Source organism: Rhodococcus sp. Eu-32 (assembly GCF_003336925.1).
Taxonomy (GTDB): Bacteria; Actinomycetota; Actinomycetes; order Mycobacteriales; family Mycobacteriaceae; genus Rhodococcoides; species Rhodococcoides kyotonensis_B.
On record NZ_QGNK01000018.1, the window covers coordinates 41,040 to 66,808 of the forward strand.

Annotated in this window: 23 protein-coding genes; 4 read left to right on the top strand and 19 right to left on the bottom strand. The window is 67.2% G+C overall.

Annotation, left to right across the window (positions count from 1 at the left end; all coding sequences use genetic code 11):
- Positions 1-6: 6 nt before the first annotated feature.
- Positions 7-546 carry a potassium channel family protein gene (locus DK926_RS20040; RefSeq protein WP_114331887.1) on the bottom strand — a complete coding sequence of 180 codons (540 nt, stop codon included), beginning with the start codon at positions 544-546 and terminating at the stop codon, positions 7-9.
- A 191-nt stretch (positions 547-737) separates the two neighbouring features.
- Between DK926_RS20040 and DK926_RS20045 the strand changes: the two genes are divergently transcribed.
- Positions 738-2,387, top strand: coding sequence for an Hsp70 family protein (locus DK926_RS20045; RefSeq protein WP_165839630.1), 1,650 nt, complete (start codon positions 738-740; stop codon positions 2,385-2,387).
- 3 nt (positions 2,388-2,390) lie between these two features.
- On the opposite strand, the gene tsaD is transcribed toward DK926_RS20045, so the two are convergent.
- From tsaD to glmS, 8 genes are read right to left on the bottom strand one after another with little or no spacing between them, the layout of a single operon-like run.
- Positions 2,391-3,434, bottom strand: coding sequence for a tRNA (adenosine(37)-N6)-threonylcarbamoyltransferase complex transferase subunit TsaD (gene tsaD, locus DK926_RS20050; protein WP_114331889.1), 1,044 nt, complete (start codon positions 3,432-3,434; stop codon positions 2,391-2,393).
- Entirely contained in the window at positions 3,431-3,910 is a 480-nt protein-coding gene (gene rimI, locus DK926_RS26870) for a ribosomal protein S18-alanine N-acetyltransferase (protein ID WP_114331890.1), read from the bottom strand. The genes tsaD and rimI overlap by 4 nt, the downstream gene beginning before the upstream one ends.
- Positions 3,907-4,569, bottom strand: coding sequence for a tRNA (adenosine(37)-N6)-threonylcarbamoyltransferase complex dimerization subunit type 1 TsaB (gene tsaB / locus DK926_RS26875; RefSeq protein WP_114331891.1), 663 nt, complete (start codon positions 4,567-4,569; stop codon positions 3,907-3,909). Before tsaB ends, rimI begins: the two co-directional genes overlap by 4 nt.
- 31 nt (positions 4,570-4,600) lie before the next feature.
- Entirely contained in the window at positions 4,601-5,107 is a 507-nt protein-coding gene (tsaE, locus tag DK926_RS20065) for a tRNA (adenosine(37)-N6)-threonylcarbamoyltransferase complex ATPase subunit type 1 TsaE (protein ID WP_114331921.1), read from the bottom strand.
- Positions 5,100-6,092: an alpha/beta hydrolase gene (locus DK926_RS20070; RefSeq protein WP_240931182.1), complete on the bottom strand. Its 993-nt coding sequence runs from the start codon at positions 6,090-6,092 to the stop codon at positions 5,100-5,102. The genes tsaE and DK926_RS20070 overlap by 8 nt, the downstream gene beginning before the upstream one ends.
- Before the next feature lie 44 nt (positions 6,093-6,136).
- A complete protein-coding gene (gene alr / locus DK926_RS20075; protein ID WP_114331892.1) occupies positions 6,137-7,360 on the bottom strand; it encodes an alanine racemase in 1,224 nt (407 codons plus the stop codon).
- 46 nt (positions 7,361-7,406) lie between these two features.
- Entirely contained in the window at positions 7,407-8,846 is a 1,440-nt protein-coding gene (locus tag DK926_RS20080; protein WP_114331893.1) for an NAD(P)H-hydrate dehydratase, read from the bottom strand.
- 25 nt (positions 8,847-8,871) lie between these two features.
- The gene (gene glmS, locus DK926_RS20085) at positions 8,872-10,734 is read right to left on the bottom strand and encodes a glutamine--fructose-6-phosphate transaminase (isomerizing) (protein WP_114331894.1); all 1,863 of its coding nucleotides are present in this window, start codon (positions 10,732-10,734) and stop codon (positions 8,872-8,874) included.
- A 122-nt stretch (positions 10,735-10,856) separates the two neighbouring features.
- Here glmS and DK926_RS20090 point away from each other — a divergent pair, with 122 nt between their 5' ends.
- Positions 10,857-11,711 carry a hypothetical protein gene (locus DK926_RS20090; RefSeq protein WP_114331895.1) on the top strand — a complete coding sequence of 285 codons (855 nt, stop codon included), beginning with the start codon at positions 10,857-10,859 and terminating at the stop codon, positions 11,709-11,711.
- Between the two features lie 230 nt (positions 11,712-11,941).
- Here DK926_RS20090 and DK926_RS26880 read toward each other — a convergent pair whose 3' ends face one another.
- Both DK926_RS26880 and DK926_RS20105 read right to left on the bottom strand, forming a co-directional pair.
- A complete protein-coding gene (locus tag DK926_RS26880; protein ID WP_114331897.1) occupies positions 11,942-13,702 on the bottom strand; it encodes a hypothetical protein in 1,761 nt (586 codons plus the stop codon).
- Positions 13,699-13,992, bottom strand: coding sequence for a hypothetical protein (locus DK926_RS20105; protein WP_114331898.1), 294 nt, complete (start codon positions 13,990-13,992; stop codon positions 13,699-13,701). Before DK926_RS20105 ends, DK926_RS26880 begins: the two co-directional genes overlap by 4 nt.
- Positions 13,993-14,136: 144 nt before the next feature.
- Here DK926_RS20105 and DK926_RS20110 point away from each other — a divergent pair, with 144 nt between their 5' ends.
- The gene (locus DK926_RS20110; RefSeq protein WP_068432216.1) at positions 14,137-15,177 is read left to right on the top strand and encodes an LLM class F420-dependent oxidoreductase; all 1,041 of its coding nucleotides are present in this window, start codon (positions 14,137-14,139) and stop codon (positions 15,175-15,177) included.
- 9 nt (positions 15,178-15,186) lie between these two features.
- On the opposite strand, the gene glmM is transcribed toward DK926_RS20110, so the two are convergent.
- The 8 genes from glmM to eccCa all read right to left on the bottom strand — a co-directional run bounded on the left by glmM (position 15,187) and on the right by eccCa (position 24,543).
- Positions 15,187-16,521 (bottom strand): phosphoglucosamine mutase, encoded by a 1,335-nt coding sequence (gene glmM / locus DK926_RS20115; protein ID WP_114331899.1) that lies wholly within the window; start codon positions 16,519-16,521, stop codon positions 15,187-15,189.
- A gap of 114 nt (positions 16,522-16,635) precedes the next feature.
- Positions 16,636-17,184 carry a 30S ribosomal protein S9 gene (gene rpsI, locus DK926_RS20120; protein WP_084424115.1) on the bottom strand — a complete coding sequence of 183 codons (549 nt, stop codon included), beginning with the start codon at positions 17,182-17,184 and terminating at the stop codon, positions 16,636-16,638.
- Positions 17,181-17,624: a 50S ribosomal protein L13 gene (rplM, locus tag DK926_RS20125; protein WP_068432222.1), complete on the bottom strand. Its 444-nt coding sequence runs from the start codon at positions 17,622-17,624 to the stop codon at positions 17,181-17,183. The genes rpsI and rplM overlap by 4 nt, the downstream gene beginning before the upstream one ends.
- Positions 17,625-17,813: 189 nt before the next feature.
- The gene (locus tag DK926_RS20130; protein ID WP_114331922.1) at positions 17,814-18,161 is read right to left on the bottom strand and encodes a TraR/DksA C4-type zinc finger protein; all 348 of its coding nucleotides are present in this window, start codon (positions 18,159-18,161) and stop codon (positions 17,814-17,816) included.
- Between the two features lie 74 nt (positions 18,162-18,235).
- Complete coding sequence (locus tag DK926_RS20135; protein ID WP_068432225.1) at positions 18,236-18,526, bottom strand: WXG100 family type VII secretion target; 291 nt, start codon at positions 18,524-18,526, stop codon at positions 18,236-18,238.
- A 45-nt stretch (positions 18,527-18,571) separates the two neighbouring features.
- A complete protein-coding gene (locus DK926_RS20140; RefSeq protein ID WP_068432228.1) occupies positions 18,572-18,880 on the bottom strand; it encodes a WXG100 family type VII secretion target in 309 nt (102 codons plus the stop codon).
- Between the two features lie 147 nt (positions 18,881-19,027).
- Complete coding sequence (locus DK926_RS20145) at positions 19,028-20,548, bottom strand: type VII secretion-associated protein (RefSeq protein ID WP_114331900.1); 1,521 nt, start codon at positions 20,546-20,548, stop codon at positions 19,028-19,030.
- A complete protein-coding gene (gene eccCa / locus DK926_RS20150) occupies positions 20,545-24,543 on the bottom strand; it encodes a type VII secretion protein EccCa (RefSeq protein ID WP_114331901.1) in 3,999 nt (1,332 codons plus the stop codon). The genes DK926_RS20145 and eccCa overlap by 4 nt, the downstream gene beginning before the upstream one ends.
- 212 nt (positions 24,544-24,755) lie before the next feature.
- Between eccCa and DK926_RS20155 the strand changes: the two genes are divergently transcribed.
- Positions 24,756-25,745: an LLM class flavin-dependent oxidoreductase gene (locus DK926_RS20155; RefSeq protein ID WP_114331902.1), complete on the top strand. Its 990-nt coding sequence runs from the start codon at positions 24,756-24,758 to the stop codon at positions 25,743-25,745.
- The last annotated feature ends 24 nt before the right edge of the window (positions 25,746-25,769 follow it).

Genomic DNA, 25,769 nt, shown 5'->3' on the forward strand with positions numbered 1-25,769 from the left:
ACGACGTTAGTGTTTGCGGCGCGCCTGCCCTCGTCGGATGGCTGCGACGAACAATCTGCCGCCGAGCGCGATGATCAGCAGATTGCAGACCATCTGCACGGTGACGATGGCGCGCGTGAAATCGGTCGAGGCTGCGATATCGCCGAATCCGACGGTCGCGAACACCGACATCGTGAAATAGAGGCTTCCCATTCTGGAGACCGGTTCGGTGAAATTCTGTGAGGACGCTGCATAGGCCAGGTAATAAACGGTCGAAAAACCGATCAGATATGCCGGAATCACGGCCGCGAGGGCTTCGACGGCCTGTACCGCCGGATAGTCGGATCGAACCACCCTGACCACCTGCCACACGCAGACGACACCCACGACGACGAGTACCAGCGCGAGCAGAGCCACCGTCGTGATGTCCCTGATGTCCTCCATCGGAACGACGAAGTAGACCGTGGTCAGGACGAGGGCGGTGACGAGCGGCCGTGCGATCGCGCGTCGCAACAATGCTCGACGCTGCTGGTCGGTCAACGCCGAATAGGGGTTGCGTTCGTCCATGATCACCTCGATGGCTCCAACAAAAACAGCGAACTTCCTTGTCATAGCGTTTTTCGAGTGCCGAGTTTCACATACGCGGGAATTGTTCTGTAACGTTAAGATAACGGGGCGTGATAGTCGGCGCAGAGCTGTGCGCGAAAAGCAGAAATTCTCGGGGCGCGATGACCGACGAACAGGGCAGGAGGTGCACGATGCGAGTCGGACTCGGAGTCTCGACGGGAACCGAAGTCGTGTGCGCCGCCCTCGTCGTCGCCGAGGACGACGGCTCGACCACCGTCGAGTACCGCACGGTGTCGGCCGATTCTCAAGCGAACACCGACATCGGGGAGCTCGTGGCCTCCGCCGTCGAGTTGATGACGTCGTTGGCGCCCGTCTCTGCCGGTCACGGCACACATTCGACCGAACGGCACCAGCCGGACGCGATCTCCGTGTCGTACCGCACTCCCGAACAGGCAGCGTCGATACGGTCGGCCCTTGCGCATTCCCGCCGCGCCGTCGCCTTGATCCCGGAGACCACCGCTGCCCATGCGTTCCTGGCCGAATCCGGTCTCATCGCCCGCTACGGCAACGTCGCGATCGTCGACGTCGGCGCGTCCGGCACCACCGTGTCGATCGTGGACTCGTCGTCGGGCGTCGTGCATGCAAGCGAGCGCACCGACACCTTCGGTGGTGAGGTCGTCGACACCCTGGTCAGGGACCTCGTTCACGGCCATCCGACCCGCCGCCGCGACGTACGTGACGACCTTCGCGACGAACGCGGCGTCGGTTCGGCCCGCTACCGCTCGACGAAGGAACACCTGTCCACCCACGATTCCGTCGATCTCGGCACCTCCACCGTGCGCCGGGCAGATCTCGATGCCGCGATGCGCCCGCTGGTGACGACCGTGGCGCAGACTGCGGCGCGTCTCGCCACCGATCACGACGTCGATGCAGAGGCCGTCGTGCTGGTCGGCGGCGGCGCGAACACGCCGTCGATCCGCACCGTGTTCGAGGCAGTGCTCGGCGTGCCGGTTCTCGTGGTGTCCGAACCCGACACGGTTCTCGCACAGGGAGCCGCGCAGGTGTCCCTCACCGGAACCGGTCATCTGTACCCCACCATCGGTGCGCGCGGCGACGGCCAGACGAAGTCCGTCGGCCGCTTCTCGGGCGCACTGGTCGGCGCGCTCGTCGTCGGCGGAATCGTCCTGGCATACGGCGTGCAGATGTTGGTGCCGTCCGACGACGCGGGCTACTCCCCCGCAGGCTCCGCTTCCCCGTCGCAGCCGCAGACGTCTCAGGTCGGCCAGGAGGTGCCGAACACGACGACCGGCACTTCGTCGGCAGCCACGTCGCGCGAGTCCGCCCCGGCCCTGCCGACCGACAGCGATGCGTCGTACTCGCAGCGGCCGACGTCGCCAGCGGCAGACGCCGTCCCGGCCACGCCTGCACCGTCGTCGACCCGCACGCCGACACTGCATCCGGCGCCGGACCTGCCGCTCATCCCGTACCCGGCACAGCCGACCGAACCGTCGCCGCCGCCGGTGACCCGGACGCCGGAACCGTCGACGCCTCCTCCGCCCCAGAGCACGACCGAACCCGTGAGTCCCACGCCGTCGCCGGGAGGACCGACAGAAAGCCCGTCCGACACACCGTCGAACTCGCCGTCGGAGCCGACGGAGCCGACGGCCATCGTGACCGTGCCGTCCATACCGACCACGGTCGTCGACAACTCACCCACGTCACCGGAATTGGCTCCGCCGCCCACCGTGTGGTCCCCGCCTGCACCCACGCCCAGCGCGTCCGCGCAGCCTGCGCCCACGACGGCGTCGCAACCGAACCCGACCACCACGTCGAGCGAGTAGGTACTAGTCACGCCCCGACACGATCGAGGTGGACACTTCGAGTCCCGGATCGGTCGCGGCACGCAGGTCCGACGGCGCGGCTCCCCCTGCGACGAGGTGCGCACCCAACGACGCGATCATGACCCCGTTGTCGGTGCACAGACGCGGCTTGGGAATGCGAAGCGTCAAACCTGCTGCCGCACAGCGTGACTCGACCAACGAGCGAATTCGTGAGTTGGCGGTTGCGCCGCCACCCAGAACCAGGGTGTCGACCCCGACGTCCTCGGCCGCTCGCACGGCCTTCATCGTCAGGACGTCCGCGACGGACTCCTGGAACGACGCGGCGATGTCCGCCACGGGGACGGTGTCACCGGCACGCCCCCGCGCTTCGACGAATCGGGCCACCGCCGTCTTCACACCGGAGAACGAGAAGTCGTAGCGGGCGTCCCTCGGACCGGTCATGCCACGCGGGAATGCGATGGCGTGCGGATCGCCCTCGCGCGCAGCGGCATCGAGCGCGGGCCCACCGGGGAAACCGAGGCCCAGCAACCGCGCCACCTTGTCGAACGCTTCACCCGCTGCGTCGTCGACGGTGGTGCCGAGCTCGGTGATCGGCGAGCCGAGATCCTTCACGTGCAATAGATGGGTGTGGCCACCCGACACCAGCAGCGCGACGCACGACGGCATCGGACCGTGCTCGATCGTGTCGACGGCGACGTGTCCGCCGAGATGGTTGACGGCATAGAACGGAACACCCCATGCTGCCGAATATGCTTTGGCTGCAGCAACTCCCACCAGGAGGGCACCGGCAAGACCAGGACCGATCGTGACTGCGACGGCGTCGGGACGGTCGATGTCCGCGGCCGCGAGTGCACGACGCATCGTCGGGACGATCGCCTCGAGATGCGCGCGCGACGCGACTTCGGGAACGACGCCGCCGTAGCGCGCGTGTTCGTCGACGCTCGATGCGACCTCGTCGGCGAGCATCTCACACACACCGGGCTCGCGCCACCGGACGACTCCGACACCCGTTTCGTCACACGAGCTTTCGATCCCCATGACGATCACGACAGTTCACCTTCACTTCCAGCTGCCGGACGCCGCATCGTGTACGCGTCCGCGCCGCTCGGCTGATAATAGTTGCGCCGGGTGCCGACGACGACGAAGCCTTCGCGCACATAGAGTTCGATGGCGGCGGTGTTGTCGGTGCGCACTTCGAGGAACACCGGGCCGCCGTGCCGATCTGCCGCAGCGAGAAGGTCGTTCATCATCGCGCCGCCGACTCCGCGGCGGTGCATCGACGGGTCGACGCCGATGGTGTGCACTTCGGACTCCGCAGATTCACCCCGCCCGAGCAGGGCGATACCCGCATACCCCACCAACAGGCCGTTCTCGCGCGCCGCAACGTAATGATTGTGCGGCGCAGCGAGTTCCGACAGAAACGCCTGTGCCGTCCACGGGTCGTCGCCGGGAAACAACACCGTCTCGAGCTCGGCGCACGCCTCGGCGTCGGCTGGTGTCAACGGCGACAGCGTCACGGTCACGACGACGCCTTCTTCTCGGCCGCGCGCTCGTCGAGAGTCTTGGCGTCGGGCCTGCGCAGATACAGCGGAACGAGCGGAGCCGGGGCGATCCCGTCCGTCAGCAGATTCTGTGCTGCCAGGACGAGTCCCGTCGGGCTCGGCGACGTGACGTCGCGCGCGGGCAGATCGAACAGCGCGGTGTGCGGCGGCGAGCCTGCGGTCGCTGTGGCACCCGCGACATCGAGCGCACCGGGGGCGCAGACGTCCGGCCCTGACACGCGGACACCGTCTCGATAACGCGCCCAATAGATTTCGCGTCGGCGAGCGTCGGTGATCACGAGCAGCTCCGACTCGTCGGCGAGTTCGGACGCGATGCCGTCGAGACTGCAGACGCCGTGGACGGGGATCGACAAGGCGTCCCCGAATGCGGCCGCGGTGGCCATACCGACACGAAGACCGGTGAACGGTCCCGGTCCGACGCCCACGACGACGGCACCCAGGTCGCCGGGCGCCAGGCCGGCGTCGGACAGGCATTCGAGAATGTTCGGGGTCAGGATCTCGGCGTGCAGGCGAGCGTCGACCACCACGCGCTGCGAGACAGGAACGACGGTTCCGTCGGTGAGCCGCACCACACCGGCAGTGACGGCGGGCGTGGAGGTGTCGACGGCGAGAACAAGCACGGTTGTTCAGGGTACCCGCACGTCAGTGCGCCTACGACGCCGCATCGGACGATTCGACACGGCGCAGCTGCACGGTTCGAACGTCGGATTCGGGGTCACGCCGGATTCGCACCGACACGTGCCCGTCGCTCAGCGTCTCGACCAGCCCCTCGCCCCACTCGACCACGACCACCGCACCATCGAGGTCGGTGTCGAGATCCAGGGCGTCGAGTTCGTCGAGAGCCGACTGACCCGTCATGCCCAGTCGGTACGCGTCGACATGCACGAGAGCCACCGGGGCATCCCCGTTCGGGCGCACTCCCGGTCGATGCTCGCGCGCGATGACGAACGTCGGCGAGCTGACACGGCCCCGCACGCCGAGGCCCGCCGCGATACCCCTCGTCATCGCGGTCTTGCCTGCGCCGAGCGGACCGTCGAGCACCACGAGGTCACCCGCAACGAGTTCCTGCGCGAGCCGGTACCCGAACGCTTCGGTGTCCGCTGCCTCGGGCAGGAAGATCTCCCGACCGTCGAAGAACAGCTCGTCGTGCTCAGCCAATGCCCCGCCGCCCCGCACGTCGTCGACTACGCAATTCGGTTGCGCGCGAACCCAATCGGATCAGAGCAGCATTGACCTTGTCGGGGAACTCCAGCTGAACCAGGTGCCCGGCCTGACGGATGCGCACCATCTCCGATTCCGGCAACGCGTCGGCGAGCGCCTGCGAGCTCGCGAACGGAATGATCCAATCGTCGTCACCGCAGATGACCGACACGGGAATACGCTCGAGTTCGGTCAGAGCGTCCTTCTCGTCGTGGAGTTCGAGCGTCTTCAGGAAATTGACGATGGTCACGACGGACGTGTCGTCGATCATCGACTGCGAGAACTCGACGAGGCGTGGACTGACCCGCGTGCCGTACGACGCGGCCCGCAGCACCGGAGCGATCAAGGCGCGCACCGCGCCCCGCCCGAACTGGACCACGCCAGGCGACGTCCGCACGGCGAGCCGGAACGCGTCGACGACGGGGTTGTCGAGACTGCGACCGAGGCCCGTCTCGGCGAGACCTGCTGCCGTCGTCGAGATGAGTCCGACGCCGACGACCCTGTCTCGCACCGATTCCGGGCGTTGACGGACCATCGACAGAATGGACATGCCGCCCATCGAGTGGCCGATCAGCATCAGGTGTCCGCGCGGGGCAACGGCACGAATGACGGCGTCGAGATCGAGACCGAGTTGCTTGATGGTGCAGCTCTCCGGCGTCGGGACACCGGAGCGTCCGTGCCCGCGCTGGTCGTAGAAGACCATCCGAATCGACGAGCCCCACTCTTGTTCGAGGGCTTGCCGCTGAAAGTGCCACGACGCCATGCGAAGGCAGTATCCGTGCACGAACACCACGGTGATCGGCGCGTCGGAGGGACCTACTTCTCGCACGGCGAGCGAAACCCCGTCGTCGGCCGTCACGATCGACCCGCGATCGGCGTCCATCAGGTCCAGGTTCTCACCTGCCAGCGGATCCTTGTTCGACCTCAGAACCGTCTCGCGCAAGGCGATGCCGACGCTGCTGACGATGCCGAAATTGGACGACCACTTCACGCCTGCACCTCCCCCGCTGCAGTGTTGCCCGCTCCGACTCCCCCGAATTCGCGCTTGATTCGCCCGCCGATGCCGGTGACCACCTCGTAGTGGATGGTGTCCAACGTGTCGGCCCAGTCCTGCGCGACCGGCTCGCCGTTCTCCCCGGAGCCGAACAGTACTGCAGTATCGCCGACCGCGACGCCTGCGCCGTCGGGCCCGAGGTCGACGACGAATTGATCCATGCAGACGCGTCCGACGGCGGGGAACCGACGGCCACCGATGCCGACGTCGAAGCGGCCGCTGAGGTTGCGTCGGACGCCGTCCGCGTAACCCATCGGAATCAGGGCGACGACGGTGTCCTCCGGCGCGCTCCAGGTGTGCCCGTAGGACACTCCCTGCCCGGCACGGACCTTCTTCACGAGCGCGACCTTCGTCGACACGGTCATGGCCGGCCGCAGACCGAAGTCTCCGAGTTCGGGTATCGGCGACAGACCGTAGGCAGCGATTCCGGGGCGCACGAGGTCGAAGTGCAGATCCGGCCGCGTCAGAGTGGCCGCGGAATTCGCGAGGTGAGTGACCTCGGGGTGCAGGCCCGCCGCGCGAAGCCTCGCCACCGCGGCGCGTAACGACTCGGCTTGCTGGTCGTTGGCCGGATGATCGGGCACATCGGCGCACGCGAGATGGGAGAACACACCGCGCAGCCGGGCCGTACCGTCGGCCACTGCGCCGCGGAGCACGTCGATCACGTCGTCCAGGTCCGCGGGGTCGATTCCGTTCCGGTTCAGTCCGGTGTCGATCTTCAGCGTGACCGTGGCTGTCCTGCCTACCGATCGCGCGGCGGTGAGGACCGCCTCGAGCTGCATCGTCGACGACAGCCCCAGTTCGACGTCCGCGACGATCGCAGGCGAGAAATCGGTGTCCACGTGGTGCAGCCACGCCAGGATCGGCGCGGTGATGCCTGCGTTGCGCAGAACGAGAGCCTCGTGGACCGTTGTGACGCCGAGTTCCCGCGCCCCAGCTCCGAGAGCCGTGCGAGCCACCTCGACAGCGCCGTGGTTGTAGGCGTCTGCCTTGACGACGACCATGACCCCGGCGCCACCCGCGTGGCCGCGCAGAATTCGTACGTTGTGCGCTATGGCGTCGAGATCGACGAACACCGTGGACACGGCATCCGAATCACCGCGATCCCGGTCGATAGGTTCCGTCGTTCCACTCTGCACAGCATTCGATAGTGCCATTCGACCCCGCCGAAGCCCCATTCGACCCGACGAGCTGCTTCTCTCGTTACTCGCCGGTGGTGACGGACCGCACAATCCTGATCGCGTCCGGTAGTGCCGACAGCAGCGGACTCGCCGAGATGGGGGCGGCGAACTCGCCGTCGACCCCATGGGCGGCCGTCGCCGCGGCGAGAGAATGCACCCGCGCGCCACATGCCGCGGCCGTCGACGGGGTCATGCCCGACGCCAGCAGCGCGCCCAGAATGCCGGACAGCACGTCTCCCGAGCCGGCCGTCGACGCAGCCGACCCACCCGCGTCGTTGACGTAGGTGGTGCCGTCGGGATCCGCGATGACGGTTGCCCTGCCCTTCAGCAGCACGGTCACACCCCATTCGGCAGCCAACGCACGAACCGAGGCGACGCGGTCGGGACCGGGCGCCTGTCCCGTGAGCCGCTCGAACTCGCCTGCATGCGGTGTCAGCAGCGTCGGCGCCGTCCGGTCCCTCACGAGCCCGGGATTCGACGCCAGGACGGTCAGACCGTCGGCATCGACGACGACGGGGAGATCGGACGCGAGAATGTCGGTCAGCCACTGCTTCGACACGTCGTCGGTGCCGAAGCCAGGCCCGACCGCCCAGGCCTGCACGCGGCCACTGCTCTGCGGGTCGGACGCGGCGATGACTTCCGGGTAGTGCGACACGACCTCTGCCGCAGCACTTCCCACGTATCGGACCATGCCCGACGTCGCCGCGACGGCCGCGCCGGTGCACAGCAATGCAGCGCCCGGATAGCGATCGCTACCCGCCGACACTCCGACGACGCCCTGGGTGTACTTGTCGTCCGTCGCTCTCGGAATGGGCCACAGGGCACCGACGTCCGCGGGCTCGAACGCGGACAGATACGGATCCGGCAGATCCAGGCCGATGTCGACGAGTTCGACTCTGCCGCAATACGGTACGGCCAGCACGTGCGCGGGCTTGCGCGCGCCGAACGCCACCGTGACCGCCGCGCGCACGGCCGGGCCGTCGACACTGCCGGTCTCCGGGTCGACGCCGCTCGGGATGTCGGCGGCGACGATCGGTGCGTCGAGGGCGGACACGAGTGCGTCGGCGTCGGGACGCAGCGGACCCTTGCCGGAGATTCCGACGATGGCGTCGACCACGAGGTCCGGCTCACCAGGAGACTCGACGACCTTGCCGCCCGCTCTCCGGAATGCGGCAAGGCCCTCGGCATGCGCGCGATCCGGTTTCAACAGAACTGCTTCGACTGCGACGCCGCGTTGTCGCAGCATCGCACCGGCCCACAAACCGTCGCCGCCGTTGTCACCCGATCCGACGAGCACGCAGACCTCACGGCCGACGACGCCGCCCGTCCGGGCGAGCAGTTCGCCGACCACGACGTTCGTCAGGCCGTATGCGGCGCGGCGCATCAGCGCCCCGGGCGGGCCCGCCTCGAGCAGCGGTCGTTCGGCGTCGCGGACCTGGTCCGGTGTGTAGTAGCCCCGCATGGTCGTCCTTTCGGGCGGCTGCGCATCACTCGACAGTGACGGATTTCGCCAGGTTGCGCGGCTTGTCGACGTCGTACCCGCGTGCCTGCGCCACCTCGGCGGCGAACGCCTGCAGCGGAACGGTCGACAGCAACGGCTGCAGCAGCGTGGGTGCCGCCGGGATCTCGATGAGGTGGTCGGCGAACGGACGCACGGCCTCGTCGCCTTCCTCCGCGATGACGATGGTCAGCGCGCCACGGGCTTGGACCTCGCGGATGTTCGACAGCAGCTTCGAATGCAACACCGCGCGGCCCTTGGGCGACGGCATCACGACGATGACCGGGACGCCGTCCTCGATCAGCGCGATCGGACCGTGCTTGAGCTCGCCTGCGGCGAATCCCTCCGCATGCATGTACGCGAGTTCCTTGAGCTTCAAGGCGCCCTCCAACGCGACCGGGTACCCGACGTGCCGTCCCAGGAACAGGATGGTCGACGTGTGTGCCAGCTCGCGGGCCAGAGCGCGGATCGGCTCGACGGTGTCGAGCACGCGTTGCACCAGCTTCGGCATCGCTTCGAGGTCGGCGTACTCGCGAGCCACCTCGTCGGGATACTTCGTGCCGCGGGCCTGCGCCAACGCGAGTCCGACGACGTAGTTCGCGGTCACCTGGGCGAGGAACGCCTTGGTCGACGCGACGCCGATCTCCGGACCGGTCCGCGTGTAGACGACGGCGTCGGCCTCACGCGGAATCTGCGAGCCGTTGGTGTTGCAGACCGCGAGGACGCGGGCGTTCTGTTCCTTCGCGTGCCGAACGGCTTCGAGAGTGTCCGCGGTCTCACCCGACTGCGAGATCGCGACGACCAGAGTCGACCGGTCCAGAACCGGGTCGCGGTAGCGGAACTCGCTGGCTAGTTCGACCTCGACGGGAAGACGCGTCCAGTGCTCGATCGCGTACTTGGCGAGCAGGCCCGAGTGGTACGAGCTGCCGCACGCGACGACGAAGACCTTGTCGACGTCGCGGAGCTCCTGTTCCGACAACCGCTGCTCGTCGAGCACGATGCGCCGGTTCTCGAAGTGGCCGAGCAGTGTGTCGCCGACCGCAGCGGGCTGCTCCTGGATCTCCTTCAGCATGAAGTAGTCGTAGCCGCCCTTCTCCGCGGCCGCGAGGTCCCAATCGATGTGGAACGGGCGTCCCGACGCGAAGTTGCCGTCGAAATCGGAGATCTCGTAGCCGTCCGAAGTGATGACGACGACCTGGTCCTGCCCGAGCTCGACCGCGTCGCGCGTGTGCTCGATGAACGCCGCGACGTCCGATCCGATGAACGTCTCGCCGTCACCGACGCCGACGACCAGCGGCGTCGAACGACGTGCCGCGACGATCGTGTCCGCGTGATCGGAATGCGTGAACACCAGCGTGAACGCGCCTTCGAGTCGGCGCATCACCGCCTTGGCGCTCGCGACGAAGTCACCGGCCGTCGGACCGCTCGCATACGCCAGCGACACGAGGTGAACGGCCACCTCGGTGTCGGTGTCGCTCTTGAACTCGACGCCCTCGGCTTCGAGCTCGGCCCGAAGCGGACCGAAGTTCTCGATGATGCCGTTGTGGACGACCGCCACCGAGCCGGAGACGTCCCGGTGCGGGTGAGCGTTGCGATCGGTAGGACGACCGTGCGTCGCCCACCGAGTGTGGCCCATACCCGTCGTCCCGACGAACTTCTCGGTTCCGACCTCGTCGAGCTCGGCCTCCAGATTGGCGAGTCGGCCCGCCTTGCGCTCGATGGCGGTGTTGCCCTGACCGTCGAGGATCGCAATGCCTGCGGAGTCGTACCCCCGGTATTCCATACGCCGAAGCGCCTCGACCACGACCCCGAGAGCGGGGCGATGGCCGACGTATCCCACGATTCCGCACATGGTGGTTCAGGCTACCCGCGCCGGAACCGTCAACCCGAATCCGTTCGTCGTGGGTCACTTTCTCGCCACTCGTCGGCGGCGCTCACCCCCACACTTCCGGCTATCCGATAGCGTCTACTTCCGTGGCGACATCCAGCAAGCTCGCAGCACAGTTGACCAAGCGCGGCCCGCACAAGGTGCTCCGCGGCGATCTCGCGCTCGCCGGACAACCCGGTGTCGTCTACACCCCCGCCGAGGGCTACAACCTCCCTGCCGTCGCGTTCGGCCACGGCTGGATGCTCGGTGCGTCCCGCTACTCGGACACGTTGAAACACCTCGCGTCCTGGGGGATCGTCGCCGCGGCACCGGACACCGAGCGCGGTCCGATGCCGTCGCACCGCGGGCTGGCAGCCGACCTCGGCACCGTCCTCGACATCATGACCGGGGTGCGCCTGGGCACCGGAGACATCAGCGTGCACCCGGAGAAGTTGGCCGTCGCCGGACACGGCATGGGTGCCAGCGTCGCCGTCCTCGCGGCTGCAGCACGATCGGACGTCAAGGCCGTCGCCTCGCTCTTCCCGGCACCGAGCACCCCCAGTGCGGAAGAAGCCGCTGCCGGACTGACCGTTCCCGGTCTCGTGCTGGGCGACGCCGCCTTCACCGACTCGCTCGACGACAACACGCTCGCGCTCGCGGGCGCCTGGGGCGGACCGTCCGTGCTGCGCCGGATCGGCAAGGCGTCGTCCGACGGCATCGTCGAAGGCAGGCGACTTCTCGCGCCCATCGGCGTCGGCGGCACCGAGAAGTCGACGGTCAAGAGCGTGCGTTCGCTCCTGACCGCGTTCCTCCTCTTCCACATCGCAGGCGAGAAGAAGTACGAGGAGTTGGCGGGAAGCGTGGAACTGAAGGGCAGCCGCGTCATCGACCCGCACGCGCCCATCGAAGAGCAGCCCAAGCCCAGTCCCCTGTCGGCTGCACGCGCCCTCATCGGTCGCTGATCAGACCAACCACCCTGTCGACGGTTCGTCGGCCGCGGGCCGGGGAGCGACCCGGCGGGTGTCCAGGTTCGCCGGGAGCAGGAACGATGACTCCGATTCGTAGGCCGGTTCGGTAGACGGCGGCTGGCCCCGCGGCGATCGTCTCGATGCGTTCTCCAGCCGTGTCGACGCTCTGCCCACCGCGTGTCGATGGGCTTCGCGAACGACGTCGAGTTTGGCCTGCCATTCGTTCACAGCGGACCTGCCTCGACGAGTCGTGCGCCCGACGAGCTGTCGGGTGGTGATGATCCTGTGATCGATTCGGCCGGCACCGGCTCCGGCTCGGCAGGCTCCGGAGGGCAGTGCGCGACCGCTGGCTCGGGCTCGGGGTCCGGCTCGAGTTGCGGCGCCGGCGGCGGATCCGGCAGCGGGCTCGGCTGGGGTGCGACGGGCGTCCGGTCGACGACCGGCGCGGGCGGCTGCTGACCAGGTGCCGATTCCGGTACGGGTGGAGTCACCACCGGCGCGACGTCGTCGTCGAACATTTCGACGACGACGGGCAGACCCATCGGACCGATCCGCAACTCGAACCGCCTGCTCCCACCGTCGGGTGTGCCGAGATTCAACGACATCGTGCCGTCGTGCGCCAATGCGACGCGGGCGTGGTAGCCGTCGAGCTCGGCGTCGAGGTGTCCGCGTTCGGTGCCGTCACCGGGCGGCCCAGGAGGCGGCGGAGGGCCCGGCTGCGGGTTCGGCTGGAGAAGTGAATCATGTTGCGACGGTTCATCATCGGCGGATTCAGGTGATGTCTCCGGTCGTTCGACGGCGGGCGGTGCATCGCCGGACTGCCGGTCGGCGTCGAGTGGAGCCGCGAACTCCGACGGTGCGGCATGCTCGAGTTGCTGCCGGAAGTCGTCCAATGCAGCTCGTATCTGTTCGCCGATGTCGTCGGTGACCGCCGCGACGGCGGCCTCGACCACCGCAGCGAACTCGGCGAGACTCGGAATCCGTTCGGGCGACGGAGATTCGAGCGCACGGACGTCGGGCATCTGCGAACCGGACGGCCAAGGCCTGGACTCCGAAGACGGCAGCGTCGCAGCGGGCGCGGGCGTGGGCGCCGAATCATGCGGCTGCACAGCACTTTTGTTCTCGCACGACAGAGCAGGCTCCACCGATGCAGGCCGCACGGGCGCGAACTGCGCATCCGGTGCCGCGGGGAAAGCCGATGCGTCCACCGCTTCGGCGGCCTGCGCGACGACCGCCAACGCGTCGCGCACCGCGGTGTCCGTGTCCGCGCAGAGGTCGACGAACGCGGCACACGTCTCGATCACACAGGTCGCGAACGCGGATCGGAGCCAGTCGCGGCACAGTTTCTGCACCTGCCGAAGTGCGGCGTCGTCGAGTCGATCCTGTTCCCCGACGTAGTCGGCGACCGCCGGGAGCCACCGCGCCAGGATCGGTACGTCCAGATTGGCGACGATGCCGATGTTCGCGCCTGATCCGATCGTCGTCGTCCCGTACTTCACGATCGCGGCCACGGCCGACGCGGGAACTCCGTCGATCTGCGCGTCGTCGATCCGTCCGCAGGTATCCGCCTTGTCTCGAACGCTTGCGGCGATCACGTCGGCAGCGCCGTGCATCGCGACCGACAATTGCCCCGCCGCGTCGACGCGATCGGCGGCGTCGCGCGCATCCTGGCGGGCATCCTCGACCGCAGCGACGCCGCCCTCACCGATCCACGACTGCTCGAGTGCCGATGCGAGGCGTTCCGATTCGTCGACGTGGTGCCGGGCCTCCACGACCATGCGACCGAGCGCATCCGCATCGGCCTGCAGCCTCGTGAGGTCCAGCCCTCGCTGCTGGTCGTAGCGGGCGCACAACTCCGTGTAGGTCCAGTCGGTCTCCTGGCCGAGCATCTCGAGCACGGGCAGGTTCCGCTCGAAGTACTGCAGACCGTGCGCGCCTGCGTCGAGAAGGTGATCGACCGACATGCCCTGCACCGGAAAACTCACCGCGGTGCGCCGATCGATGCCGCACTCTCGATATCCGCGGCGCGATACGCGTCGACGCTCACCCGTAGCCGTCCAGCGTTGTCGTCCAGCGCCTCACCCCATCGGCGAAACGACGACGCGACCTGCTCGTATCCCGCGACGATGCGGTCGGCCACATCACCGTAGCCGCGCCCCGCCGCCGCGCGGCCGAAGGCGAACCCGGCTACCGAGTCCGCCAGAGCCGACACCGACCGCGCCGTGCCCTCGACCGTGGTCGCCACCTCGGTCACCGCGTCCACATCGAGTTCCATGCCGTGCCCCACTGGACCCACCCTCTCGCTCACCGTCTCTGTGAGGTTGGACGCATCCCCGGTGACACAGGTTCCACCCAGTCGGCTAACGTCCGACAAGAGAAACTCGGGTCACAGATAACGCTCACACCTGCGAGGAGTCCCATGCACATCGGAACGATGCTCAATTACTCGGGCGGTTTCACCGAAACCGTCGCCGAGGTTGCAGAACTCGAGAAGGCCGGGCTGGACATCATCTTCGTCCCCGAGGCTTACTCGTTCGACGCCGTGAGCCAGCTGGGCTTCCTGGCGGCGAAGACGTCGACGATCAAGATCGCGTCGGGCATCTTTCAGATCTACACAAGGACCCCGTCGCTGACTGCCATGACGGCAGCAGGCCTCGACTACGTCTCGGACGGCCGTTTCGTGCTCGGTCTCGGAGCCTCCGGACCCCAGGTGGTCGAGGGATTCCACGGCGTCAAGTACGACGCCCCGATCGCTCGCACGCGCGAGGTCGTCGAGATCTGCCGCCAAGTGTGGCGTCGGGAGAAGGTCGAGCACCAGGGCAAGCACTATCAGATTCCGCTGCCCGCCGAGAAGGGCACCGGTCTCGGCAAACCACTCAAGCTCATCAATCACCCTGTGCGCGAACGCATTCCGGTCGTCATTGCAGCGCTGGGGCCGAAGAACGTCGAGCTGACTGCCGAGATCGCCGAAGGGTGGCAGCCGATCTTCTACTTCCCCGAGAAAGCCGATCAGGTCTGGGGAGACGCGCTGGCAGCCGGTCGAGCCAAGCGGGACGAGTCACTCGGTGACCTGCAGATCTTCGCCAGCCCGACGCTCGCCATCGGTGAGGACGCCGACAAGTACCTGCCGTGGGTCAAGCCGCACCTCGCGCTGTACATCGGCGGCATGGGCGCGAAGGGCAAGAACTTCTACAACGACCTCGCGCAGCGCTACGGGTACGAGGCCGAAGCCGAGACGATCCAGGATCTCTACCTGGCAGGCAAGAAGGAAGAGGCCGCCGCGGCGGTGCCGGACGAACTCGCGCGCGCGGTCAACCTCATCGGTCCCGAGAGCTTCGTGAAGGAGCGCGTCGCGGCGTTCGCCGAAGCAGGCGTGACGACCCTCAACGTCGCGCCGCTCGCGGAGAACACCGCGGGCCGCGTCGCGCAGCTGACTGCGCTCCGCGAGCTGACCGACTGACCCTCCGGCTCAGACCTGCCCGACCCGGTCCGCGAGATCCTGCGCGAGCCGGCGGGCCAGGTCGGGCTCGGAGGCTTCGACCATCACACGCACCAGCTGCTCGGTTCCGCTGGGACGCAACAGCACCCGACCGTTGTCCCCCAGCTGCCGTTCCACCTCGGCGACGCCGTCGACGACGATCTTCGACGACGCGACGGCGGCCTTGTCGGACACCTTCACGTTGATCAACACCTGCGGCAGGGTCTGCATCACCGACGCCAGATCGGCCAGCGTGCGTCCGGTCTGCGCCACCCGTGCCATCAACCGCAGCGCGGTCAGAATGCCGTCGCCGGTGGTGCCGAGCGCTGGAATCACGACGTGCCCGCTCTGCTCGCCGCCGAGCGAGAAGTTTCCCGCGCGTAGCTCTTCGAGAACGTAGCGATCACCGACCGCGGCGGTACGCAGGGCGATCCCGGCCTGACGCATCGCGATGTGCAATCCGAGGTTGCTCATGACCGTGGCGACGAGCGTGTCCTCGGCGAGCTCGCCGGACTCCTTCATCGCGATCGCCAGCACCGCCATGATCGCGTCGCCGTCGACGACGGCACCCGACGCGTCGACGGCAAGGCAACGGTCGGCGTCGCCGTCGTGGCCGATGCCGATGTCGGCTCCGTGCTTCACGACGGCGTTCTGCAGATCCTCGAGGTGGGTGGATCCGCACTCGTCGTTGATGTTGAGACCGTCGGGATCGGCATGAATGGCGACGACCGTCGCGCCCGCTGCCGAGTACACCGCAGGAGCAACCGACGACGCGGCGCCGTTCGCGCAATCGACGACGACGGTCAGTCCGGCGAGGTCGTGGCCAACAGCGGTGCGCAGATGTTCGACGTACTTCTCGCCTGCATCGGCGTCGACGCGAACGCGGCCGATCGCAGCACCGGTCGGTGCGGGCAACTCGCCGTCACCCGCGATGAGCGATTCGATGCGGTTCTCGACGTCGTCCTCGAGCTTGTGTCCGCCGGAGGCGAAGATCTTGATGCCGTTGTCGGGCATCGGGTTGTGCGACGCCGAGATCATGACGCCGAGGGCCGCGTCGTACGAGGCCGTCAGGTACGCCACTGCGGGCGTCGGGAGCACGCCGACGTCGACAACGTCCACACCCGACGCGGTCAGACCGGCGATCACGGCGGCGGACAGCATCTCGCCGCTCGCACGAGGATCGCGGCCCACGACCGCAACCGGACGCGACCCGTTGCGTGGCGCCAACACCGTGGCCGCTGCCCGGGCGACCTTCACCGCCAACTCCGGAGTCAGCAACGCGTTGGCCAACCCTCGAACGCCATCGGTACCGAACAGTCGAGTCATACGCACCCGTCCCCCTTGCCGCAAAACGAAAGTGATCCATCGGTGAAAAGCCACGAGGGCAGGCATCCGGTCGTTGCCGGGCGCCTGCCCTCGCAGGTGGAACTGTAAGACGCGTCAGCGCTTGGAGTACTGCGACGCCTTGCGGGCCTTCTTCAGGCCGTACTTCTTGCGCTCGACGGCACGCGCGTCACGCGTCAGGAAGCCTGCGCTCTTGAGAGCGGGGCGATCCTCCGGGGTGACCTCGATGAGTGCACGCGAGATGGCCAGACGCAGTGCGCCTGCCTGTCCCGACGGGCCGCCACCGTGCAGCAGAGCGATGATGTCGAACGACTCGGTGCGGTCGACGAGAACCAGCGGAGCCTTGATGAGCTGCTGGTGGACCTTGTTCGGGAAGTAGTCCTCGAGGCTGCGGCCGTTAAGCGTGAAGCCACCGGCACCCGGCGCGAACCGGACACGAGCGACAGCTTCCTTACGACGACCGACGGTCTGGACCGGGCGGTCGAACACGATCGGAGCAGGCGCTGCTGCAGCGGCTTCGATCTCGGCGGTGACCTCGGGCTCTTCCACGGACACGAACTCGTCCGCAGCGATCTCGGCCTCGTTGACCTCGACCTCTGCCGGGTTTTCCTGCGACGTCACGTCATTTCCCTCCGGCGCCGTCACTGGGACACCTGCTTGATCTCGAACGGAACGGGCTGCTGCGCTGCGTGCGGGTGGTTCGGTCCCGCGTACACCTTCAGCTTGCTCGCAATGGCATTACCGAGCTTGTTCTTCGGGATCATGCCCTTGACGGCCTTCTCCACGAGACGATCGGGGTTGTTCTCCAACACCTGACGCGTCGAGCGCGACTTCAGACCGCCCGGGTGGCCGGAGTGGTGGTGGTGGAACTTGTCGTCGAGCTTGTTACCGCTGATGGCAACCTTCTCGGCGTTGATGATGACGACGAAGTCGCCACCGTCGACGTTGGGTGCGTACGTCGGCTTGTGCTTGCCGCGAAGCAGAGTCGCGGCCTGGACGGCAAGGCGTCCCAGCACGACGTCCGTCGCGTCGATCACATGCCACGCCCGGGTGGTGTCCCCGGCCTTCGGGCTGTATGTAGACACGTAAGAGTCCTGTCTTCATGATGTCGCTGCTGGCCACGGCGTGTTGATGAGCTCGGCGGCCAGTTGAGACCCGAGATCGAGAGCTCGTCCGCGCACGAATGCATGCGGCGAGCCCGTACACGCCAACGAAGGACGATACCGGCTTCGGCCGGCCCAGGTCAAAACGCCTCTTCGGCATCGACCCCCGAGTCAGCGACGGCCGGTGCAGTCGATGCAGCGACGAGCCGTCACCAGCGCCTCCAACCGGGCGTCCGAGATCGCCGAGCCACACCGTTCGCAGCGACCGTAGGTTCCGGCGTCGAGCCTGACGGCGGCTGCGTCGAGCTCTCGCAATTCGTCTTCGGCGTCGCGCGCGAGGCCTGAGATCTTCGCGCGCTCGAAGGCGATGGTGGAGCCTTCGGGGTCGTGCTCGTCGTCGGCAGTGCTGAATTCCGACCCTGCGACGATCGCGGCGAACTGCTCACGCAGAGAAACCAGGCGCGCGGCAGTGGCGGCGCGCACCTCGTCGATGCGATGCCGGGCGACGTCGGGGTCCATGACACCAGTGAACACCACGAAGGCCGGGCCCGACATCGTCATGACGTCGGCCCGGCCCGTGCAGGTGTCGCCGATCAGGCGAAGCGAGCCCGGTTGATCGCTTCCTGCTCGATCATCTTCTGGTTGCCCGCGGAGACGGCGCCGATGAGGCTCTGCAGGACCGTGTTGAGTTCGGCTTGAGCGGCGTTCCACTCGCCCTGGCGGACCTGGTACGCATCGGCGTCGGCGCCCTGCCACGTGGCGACGAGCGGCTGGATCGAGGACTTGATCTCGTCGAGCTTCTCGTTCAGCGACTGCCACTTGACCGTCATGCCGCTTGCCAGATCGGCGATCGAGCCGAAGTTGTATCTGATTTCGCCGTCCATGTGTCGGTTCCTCTTTCTCGGTTCGGTGCGTGGATGGGGTGACGGTCAGAGATTGAGGGTGCCTGCGACCGAGTTGATCGACGAGACGTTGTCCTGCTCGGACTGGTCGTACTCGACACCGGAAGTCTTGATGGCCTGGCTGATACCGGCCAGAGCGTTCTCCAGCTTGAAGGCGCTGGCATCCCAGTTGGTCATGACCTGGGCGAACGTCGTCGACGCCGCACCCTTCCAGATTCCCGACGCGGCCAGGTCGACATCGCCCCGAAGCGCTCTCAACTGCCCCGCGATCTGATCTCGCAGCCCGTCGACCTTCGCGGCGACGGCGAGCATGGTGTCGATATTTGCATCTGCCATGTCAACTCCTGATTCTTCGATGATGGGTTCTCGCGGTGGTCCGCCGCAGCGATGGACGTGCGGGACGAAGCTGCCGGTATGTCCTACATCTGCTTGGACGCACCGACGCACGTGATCGGTTCCGCCATCTCCCACTTGTTCTCGGACTCAGTTCGGTCGAACCGTCAACGACGTGGTGGCGCGTGCGCAGTCGTCCTCGAGGACGGCCTCCTCCCCGAGCGTCGACTGGCAACCGATGGCGATCTGAAGATCGTCCTCGACGAAGACGCGCCACCTCACGATCGACTCGTCGTCCGGCGACTCGGTGTACGACAGCGCCACTCGCCCACCGACATCCGTTGCACGCGTGAGGTTTCCGAGAGACGTGTCACCCCCTCGCCGATCGGCCTCGGCGAACAGGTCGTCGGCGACGTCGTCGAACGTCGCACCAGGTGTCAACGGGGTCGTCGCCACCACGATCCGGCGGTCCGGTAGGTCGTCGGGGACCAACACCAGCCGGTCGGGTTCCTCGCGCGCCGACCACGTCGACGGCAGTTCGAGCCGGACACGTCCTACCTCGAAGCCGGTCACCGCAGGTGGGGACGGCGAGGTCGTCGCCGGGACGACAGGCGGTGCTCGGTCCGCCGTCGAGGCCACGACCGACGTCGTCGGCGGCGGACGAGGCGTCGAGAGATGCCGAGCCGCAGCGGGTTGGGTCGGCGCAGGCGCGCCGCGCATCAGAACGACGACGAACGCCACGAGAATCACCACGGCGACCGCGATCAACGTTGCCGGGATCGCACCACCGCGTCGACGAACCTCGTCCGACTCCGCCGTCACTTCACTCAACCAGGCAGCCGACCGCACCGGCAACGGAATGTCCGAGATGTACTCCGCCACGTCGATTTCCGGCGCTCGCCCCTCAGGGGAAATACCCGCTCGACCCGCCACGGCACGCACGACGTCACTGCCGTCGAGTCGACGGAGAACGTGCGGCACCGTAACAGAGGGCGGATCCGGCTGCGCCCGAGCGGAATCGACGACGAAGACGTGCACCGGATCTCGGCTCGGTCGCGAGGTGATGGCGGCGGTGACGCGCTCCTCGACCCGTCGCCGGCCCGAGCCGTCGGCCACGAGATCCATCGCTCCGGTGGTGATCCAGTCTCCGGAAACGGTCGCCGACCCGTCTGCGTCGAGAGTCACTGCACTCACCGCGGAGTCGAGAAGCGCCATCTCGACGACGACCGCGAATTCGGGCGCCCGCTCTCCCACGCTGTGCACGGCCGCGACGGCGGTGTCGACGAGCAGCACCTCGCGCGCGACGGGCTGAGCGGCGAGCCGAACCGTCCGCCGCCGGTGGTGGCCCCACGTCGCGGGACACGATATCTCCAGCACGTCGACGCCGTCCGACGCACCTGCGCTGTGCAAGGCGGCCTTCAGCGTGCCTGTCAGGACGTCCGCGGTCGCGACGGGTGTGACCCCGACGATCGTCACGGGGTCGTCGATCGTGCGCGACAGGTGACACACGGTGTCCGGGTCGTCGAGATCGACAGGGAACGACAGAACCCCGTCGCGCATCACTGCCGACGTCGTATGACGGGTCTCGATCACCTCGTCACCGCGCGCGTGGAGCACCGACATCACACCGTCGCCGAGATGCACTGCGGCGTAACTGCGTTCGCCCCTCACTCGGGTATCCAGGCCAGCTGGACCAACGATTGCCCACGGCGGTCGACGAGCGTTCCACGTCCCGGGGGCAGCGGAGTCGGCTTGACCGACCCGATCAGAGCGCCCTCGTCACGGCTTCCACTCATGACGAGACCGGCCGAGACGAGGTCACGCAACCGCGACACCACCTGGTCGTACAGCGATCTCGACGCTCCCCCGGACCGTCTCGCCACGACGAGATGGAAGCCGATGTCTCGCGCGTGCGGAAGGTATTCGACGATCACCGACAACGGATTTCCCGACGGCGTCGCCACCAGGTCGTAGTCGTCGACGACCACGAAGATCTCGGGCCCGGTCCACCACGACCGTTCACGCAGCTCACGCTGCGTCACGTCAGGACCGGGCATGCGGGCAGCCAGCTTGACGGCCAACTCTCCCATCATCGTCGTCAGAACCGAGTGCGACGCAGCGTATCCGGCGAGGTGATCGCCGGTCACGGTGCCGAGCATCGTGCGCCGATAGTCGACGAGAATGACCTTGACCTGTGCCGATGTGTTCGCTTCGACGAGCGATGCACACATCGAGCGGAGCAAAGCAGTCTTGCCGCACTCGGTGTCACCGAACATGAGAAAGTGCGGTTGCTCCCCGAAATCGACTGCGACAGGCTTCAACTCGGCCTCGTCGACGCCGATCGGCACGGTGATCTCGGGACGACCACCCCCCTGTCTCGGCCAGCGTCCAGTCATCATGTCGAGAAGCGCAGCGCGCGAGAGGTTCTCGGGCAGCATGCGAACACCGGGCGCCGACATGCCGGTGAAGACACGCGCTGTCGCCGTGACCGCGGCCTGGATACCGGCACCGAGATCGACCGTCGACGATGTGTCGTCGATCCGAGGCAGCGCGGTCAACAGGTGCAAACCGTCCTTCGTGATTCCACGCCCGGGACGGTTCTCGGGGACACGAGCAGCCTTGGCACGCCCGAACTCGGAGTCCGATGCGTCACCGAGTTTCAACTCGATCCGAGTACCGACCAGATCCTTCGTCGCGGGGCGCACCTCGGCCCATCGAGAGGCACTGAGAACAAGGTGCACACCGTACGACAGCCCCTGCGCCGTCAACGCCGCAAGGGCAGGTTCGAGCGATTCGAAATCGGACCTGATGCTCGCCCACCCGTCGACCACCAGGAACACATCGCCGAAACCGTCGTCGGTATCGACCGGACCCCCGGCGCGTCGGCGACGGAAATCGACCATCGAATCGATTCCCGCCGAACGGAAATGATTTTCGCGACGAGCGATCACCGCGGTCACCTCGGCCACGGTGCGTCTGACACGGTCGACGTCCGTCCTGCCTGCAACCGAGCCGACGTGTGGAAGAGCCTGCAGAGCTCCGAGTGTGCCGCCGCCGAAGTCGAGGCAGTAGAACTGCACCTGCTCGGGCGTGTGCGTCAGAGCGAGCGACATGATCAGCGTTCGAAGAACCGTCGATTTGCCCGACTGCGGGCCGCCGACGACGGCCATGTGTCCCTGTGCCGCGGACAAGTCGACCGTCAGAAGGTCGCGGCGCTGGTCGTACGGACGGTCGACGATGCCGATCGGCGCCCGGAGCGACGCCGACGCCGGGGCCGGGCCCGTCAGCACCGAGTCAGATATCAACCGATCGAGGGTCGGCGGGAGGTCGAGCGGTGGCAACCACACCTCGTGCGCAGCCGATCCTCTACCGCGTATCCGATCCACGACGACGTCGAGAACCGTCCGTCCGTTCACCCCGGGCTCGGGCGTCTGCACGGCAGCAGATGTGGCGGCAGGCCGTACTGGCACCACCTCCTCGTTCCGGATCCGAACCGGGAATGCGCCGAACACGCGCGGGCGGATGTCGATCGCTGCCCGCCCGGCAGCTCGTTCGGCACCCCGCGGTCGGACGTAGGGCCCCGACACGTACGCCGCCGCGAAACGCACGATCTCCGAGGAATCGCACTTCAGATAGCCGACGCCGGGCTGCGCAGGCAGGTGGTAGGCGTCGGGAACACCGAGGACCGAACGAGACTCGTTGGCGGAGAACGTCTTCAACCCGATTCGGTACGACAGATGGCTGTCGAGACCTCGCAGTTTGCCCTCTTCGAGCCGCTGACTCGCCAGCAACAGATGCATGTGCAGCGACCGCCCTAGACGCCCGACAGCGACGAACAGTTCGGCGAATTCCGGCTGCTGGCCGATCAATTCGGAGAACTCGTCGACGACGATGAACAACGCAGGCAGCGGCGCGAGCGGCGCGCCCGCAGCACGGGCTTTCTCGTAGTCCGACACGTTCGCGTAATTGCCTGCGTCCCGCAGCAATTCCTGACGCCGATTCATCTCACCGGCGATCGCATCGCGCATCCGGTCGACGAGCGCCAGATCGTCCGCGAGATTGGTGATCACCGCGGCCACGTGCGGCGCGTCCTCCAACCCGGCGAACGTCGCACCACCCTTGAAGTCGACGAGCACCACGTTGAGCTGATCCGGGCCGTGTCGGGCGACCATGCCCAGCACCAGTGTGCGCAGAAACTCCGATTTTCCCGATCCTGTTGCGCCGATGCACAATCCGTGCGGACCCATGCCGTTCTCGGCGGATTCCTTCAGGTCGATCTCGACGGGGCTGCCATCGGGTGCGACGCCGATCGGAACTCGCAATCGGTCACGACCGCGGCGCGGAATCCACGTGCGGTCGGTGTCGAGCACACCGACGTCGGGGATGCCCAACAACCGATGCCACTCCGACATCGATCCCGTGTCGTCCGACCCGTCGTCGGTAGCCGCGTGCGCGGCCGCGGTGCGGTAGGGAGAGAGGCGTCGGGCAACGGTCTCGGCCTGGGCGACGCTCAGTCCGTCCACCGCACCGAAGAGTTCGATGCGGTTGCCGCTGACCGCCCCGATCGTCCCGTTCTCGGTCACCAACCGCAGCCCTCTACCGGCTGCGAGACCCGAGGCGAAGTCGGACAGGTCGACGACGGTGACGGCATCGAGTCCGGTGCGGACGACGTCGGTACCGGAATTGTCGAGCAACCCGCCGTCGACGACGATCACGAGCTGAGGCACCCCGGGTGACGGCGCGGAACCGCGCGCGAAGCGGGTACGCAACGAAAGATGCTCCACGAGAGACGATTCGAGCTCAAGGAACGATCCGTAGATCGTTCTCGCGGTTCCGACGTCGTCGCGCGCAGTGTCGTGTTGGGCGTGCGGCAGCCACTTGGTCCAATCCCAGTACGTCACGGTGTCCGGCCCGCAGACGACGGCGAGGCGTACCTGGTCGGGATCGTGAAAAGTACAGAGCGACGCGAGCATCGCGCGCACCAAAGCGCGCCCGGCATCCCGGTCACCGGCTACCGAGATGGCCGCGAACCCGCGCAGCGACACGGCCGTCGGCAGCGTCGATACCACCGAGTGCGCCCTCACGAATCTCCGCAGCGACACCGCCGACACCGGTTCCAACTCCTCCACCGGGCCCGTCTCGGGTGGGACGAGGCGCGTCGCGAGCCGTTGGTCGCCGGTGCCGAGGCGCACGTGGCAGAAATCCGGGTCCGACGTGCGTCGCTCCCACATGCGAGCGGTTCCCGAGTAGGTCCATAAGACCTCCGGAGCCGGATGCGACCACTCCAGTGCTGCGCGTTGGCTTTCCGCGGTCGCGGCGACGTCGCGCCGCAGCCCGTCCAGATAGCGCAGATAGTCCTTGCGGTCCTCGTTCGCCTCCGCCGTTCGTGCACCGCTGCCGCGACCGCCACCGGCGACCATTCCGAGCATCGACACCAGCATCATCGCCGGGAACATCAACATCATCGGGTTCGCCGCCATGCCGGAGGTGAACATCAACGCGACCATCCCGACCATGGCCGCGACCATGACGACCGGCATCAGCTTGGTCATCAGACTGCCCGGGACGACGCGCGGAATTTCCGGCGGCGCCTGCAGCGTCACTTCGCCGCCAGGGGTGCGCGGAACCGGCCGACGCTGCCCGCGCACGAAACGAATCGTGCTCACGTACTACTACTCACGCTGAACAACGCCCCCCACCGTTCGGTGTCCCCCGTTACCGCAGACTGCTCGTTCCCAGGCGAGCGGTCTGTTTCCGCGACAGACTAGCCCATGGGCACGTTCTCCGCGAGAGACGAGCTCGGAATAGTTGCACGTACACAGGGGTTGAGAATCGGAGACGACGAGCACCGAAGCGAACGAAAGGTTGGCGTCACCCGATGTCAGTACCACTCTCCATCCTCGACCTGGCCCACATCGGAACCGGCGAGAGCGTCAAGGACAGCTTCGACGCGAGTGTCACGCTCGCGCAACGCGCCGAGGACTGGGGTTACCGTCGAATCTGGTACGCCGAGCACCACAACATGAGCTCGATCGCCTCGTCCGCCACGAGCGTTCTGATCGGACACGTCGCCGCGAACACCAGTCGAATTCGGCTCGGCTCGGGAGGCATCATGCTCCCCAATCACGCACCGTTGACCATCGCCGAACAGTTCGGAACTCTTGCCACGCTTCACCCAGGCCGCATCGACCTCGGACTCGGTCGCGCACCCGGCAGCGACCAGGTGACGATGCGCGCGATGCGTCGTGATCCCGCATCGGCCGATCGATTCCCCCAGGACGTGCAGGAACTCCAGGGCTACCTGTCCGACGAGTCTCGCGTCGCAGGCGTTCGCGCGACGCCGGGTGCGGGTACGCACGTGCCGCTGTACATGCTCGGATCGTCCCTGTTCGGCGCACAGCTCGCGGCGCTCCTCGGCCTGCCGTACGCATTCGCGTCGCACTTCGCTCCCGACGCGCTCGAGCAGGCCGTCGAGATCTACCGTCGCGAGTTCCGACCGTCCGAGCAGCTCGACGCGCCGTACGTCATCGCGGGCGTCAACGTCATCGCGGCCGACACGAACGACGACGCTCAACGGCAGTTCCTCGCCACCAAGCGCAGCCGCGTCAGTTTGCTGCTGGGACGCGGACGTAACTTCACCGACGAGGAAGCCGACATGCTCCTCGACGCGCCCCAGGGCAGGCAGATCATGCAGATGACCAAGTACTCCGCAGTCGGCACGCCCGACGTCGTCAAGGACTACCTGGAGAAGTTCGCCGAGCACGCCGACGCCGACGAACTCATCGTGGCGTCCGGAGTCGTCGAGCGCGAGTCGTGGCTTCGGTCCTACGAACTGCTGGCCGACGTCAGCAATCTCGCGTCCGTCTGACACCCTCCCCGTTGTCGGACCGAT

Bases quoted from the DNA above. Each gene is read 5' to 3' on its own strand.
- DK926_RS20040 (WP_114331887.1), bottom strand. From the start codon at position 546: ATGGACGAACGCAACCCCTATTCGGCGTTGACCGACCAGCAGCGTCGA.
- DK926_RS20045 (WP_165839630.1), top strand. From the start codon at position 738: ATGCGAGTCGGACTCGGAGTCTCGACGGGAACCGAAGTCGTGTGCGCC.
- alr (WP_114331892.1), bottom strand. From the start codon at position 7,360: ATGGCACTATCGAATGCTGTGCAGAGTGGAACGACGGAACCTATCGAC.
- DK926_RS20080 (WP_114331893.1), bottom strand. From the start codon at position 8,846: ATGCGGGGCTACTACACACCGGACCAGGTCCGCGACGCCGAACGACCG.
- glmS (WP_114331894.1), bottom strand. From the start codon at position 10,734: ATGTGCGGAATCGTGGGATACGTCGGCCATCGCCCCGCTCTCGGGGTC.
- DK926_RS20105 (WP_114331898.1), bottom strand. From the start codon at position 13,992: ATGGAACTCGATGTGGACGCGGTGACCGAGGTGGCGACCACGGTCGAG.
- DK926_RS20110 (WP_068432216.1), top strand. From the start codon at position 14,137: ATGCACATCGGAACGATGCTCAATTACTCGGGCGGTTTCACCGAAACC.
- glmM (WP_114331899.1), bottom strand. From the start codon at position 16,521: ATGACTCGACTGTTCGGTACCGATGGCGTTCGAGGGTTGGCCAACGCG.
- DK926_RS20130 (WP_114331922.1), bottom strand. From the start codon at position 18,161: ATGGACCCCGACGTCGCCCGGCATCGCATCGACGAGGTGCGCGCCGCC.
- DK926_RS20135 (WP_068432225.1), bottom strand. From the start codon at position 18,526: ATGGACGGCGAAATCAGATACAACTTCGGCTCGATCGCCGATCTGGCA.
- DK926_RS20140 (WP_068432228.1), bottom strand. From the start codon at position 18,880: ATGGCAGATGCAAATATCGACACCATGCTCGCCGTCGCCGCGAAGGTC.
- DK926_RS20155 (WP_114331902.1), top strand. From the start codon at position 24,756: ATGTCAGTACCACTCTCCATCCTCGACCTGGCCCACATCGGAACCGGC.